A 1,894-nucleotide genomic window follows, 5' to 3' on the forward strand; every position below is an offset into this window, starting at 1 on the left:
GTGCCGCGTGGTTCCTGTGGGGCGGTTGGCTGGTGGTCACCTCACTGGTGTTCAGCTACGCCAAGGGCATCTTCCACCCCTACTACACCACCATGCTCGCGCCCGCCGTCGCCGCGATCTGCGCCGTGGGCCTGGCGCGTTCCTGGCGTGCCTACCGGTCCGGGGGCGTCGGCTGGGTGTTGCTGCCGTCGGCGGTCGTGGTGACCGCGGCGTGGGCCTGGGTCCTCGCGTCCCGTGAACCGGCCTGGCACGGGTGGGCGCGCTGGGCCGTGCTCGTGGTCGCCGCGGTGGCCGTCATCGGCCTGGTGGCGGGCCGCCTGGCGCCGGGCGGTCGTGCCCTCGGCCGGCCCGCGCTGCTGCTCGGTGTGGTCGCGGTGCTGCTGGTCCCCGCGGTCTGGTCGATCGGCACCGCAGCCGAGAAGAGCGACAACGGGGTGATGCCCGCCGCCGGACCGGCCGGCGGCTACGACCTCGGCGTGCTGGAGGACCTCCTGTCGACCGGCGCGAACCCGCGGGCCGGCCTCCCGGGCGGGATCCCGGGCGTGGGCGGCCGAGCCGAGCTCACCGACGATCAGCGCCGCGTCCTGGACTACGCCAGGGAGAACGGCGAGGGCGTCGAAATCACCCTCGCCGTCAACGCCCCTGCGCCGATCGCAGCGGCCTACGTCATCGGCTCGGACGACACGGTGATCGGCATGGGCGGGTTCACCGGTCTGGACGACGCTCCTTCGGTGGACCGGCTCCGGAAGTGGACCTCCCAGGGCAGGCTGAGGTTCGTCCTCAGCGACCCCGACGGCACGGGCCCCGACGACAACCCCCTCCGCGCACGGCGCCGGTGGATCGAGCAGAACTGCGCCGAGGTCGACCCCACCGCGTACGGCGGGACGATCGGAGCAGGGGAACCGGCCGGACCGCTGCGCCCACCGCGGACCCTCTACGAGTGCCGCCGCTGACCCGGACGGGTGGTGGGCCGGGGCAGCACCGCGGCTCACGAGGTCCAGCGTCATCAGCGGCCGACGGGGTGTAGCTGCTGGTGCTGCCACGCGAGATTGTTCGTGCTGCGCCGGACGGATTCGCGCCAGCGGTTGATCAGCCGCTGATCACGCCGAAGGCGATGCCGAGCATCGCGGTGTTGTAGATGAACGAGAGCACGCCGTGCGCGAGGATCCGCAGCCGCATCCCGGAGGTGCGCGACTCGACGTCGGAGACCGCGAACGTGGTGCCCACGGTGAACGAGAAGTACGCGAAGTCGATGAACGTCGGGTGCTCGGTGTCCGGGAACACCAACAGCTTGTTGGGCAGGGCGCTGTAGTAGGCCTGCGCGTAGCGGTCGGCGTAGCCGAAGTGCAGGATCGCCCACGCCAGCAGCACGGCGAGCACACCCGCGGCCTTGCCGAGCACCGCCGCTGGGGTGCCGTCCTCGATGAGCACGATGGTCAGGCCGGACGTGATCCCGACGATGCTGGTGAACAGGGTGAACAAGGTGCCGCTGCGGCGGCCCAGCGCGCTCTTGACCCACGCGCCCTGGTCGTCGCCCGCCCGCTTACTGCGACTGAGGCGGATGACGCGGATCGTGAGGTAGACGACGGCGATGAGGTCCCACAACGCGATCCACCTGGTGTCGTCCACTTCTGCGAAGAAGAGGGGGACGCCGAGCAGGGCGAGCGTGCTCTCGAGGATCCGGGACAGCACGGTTGACGGGCTGAAGCGCATGTCTTTCCTTCACTGGAACGGCAGGGGCGTCGCCCACCTCGTCCGAAGACGACGGTCACTCCGAGGGAACGACGTGGGGAGAGCCCTGGCCCCCCGAGCGTCTGCTCACGGGGGCGGGGGGGGGGGGGGGTGGGGGCGCGGGGGGTGAGGTGGGCGGCGGGGGGGGGGGGGGGGAGGGCCC

General features: G+C 71.9%; 1 protein-coding gene and 1 pseudogene. One reads left to right on the top strand and one right to left on the bottom strand.

What is annotated here, in order from left to right:
- Positions 1 to 953, top strand: a pseudogene (locus tag AB0G02_RS37695) (hypothetical protein); the annotation flags it as partial.
- Between the two features lie 136 nt (positions 954 to 1,089).
- Here the strand turns inward: AB0G02_RS37695 and AB0G02_RS37700 are convergent.
- Positions 1,090 to 1,713 (bottom strand): DUF1345 domain-containing protein, encoded by a 624-nt coding sequence (locus AB0G02_RS37700; RefSeq protein ID WP_360804545.1) that lies wholly within the window; start codon positions 1,711 to 1,713, stop codon positions 1,090 to 1,092.
- Positions 1,714 to 1,894: the final 181 nt, after the last annotated feature.

The sequence above is a fragment of the Actinosynnema sp. NPDC023658 genome (assembly GCF_040639995.1).
Taxonomy (GTDB): domain Bacteria; phylum Actinomycetota; class Actinomycetes; order Mycobacteriales; family Pseudonocardiaceae; genus Actinosynnema.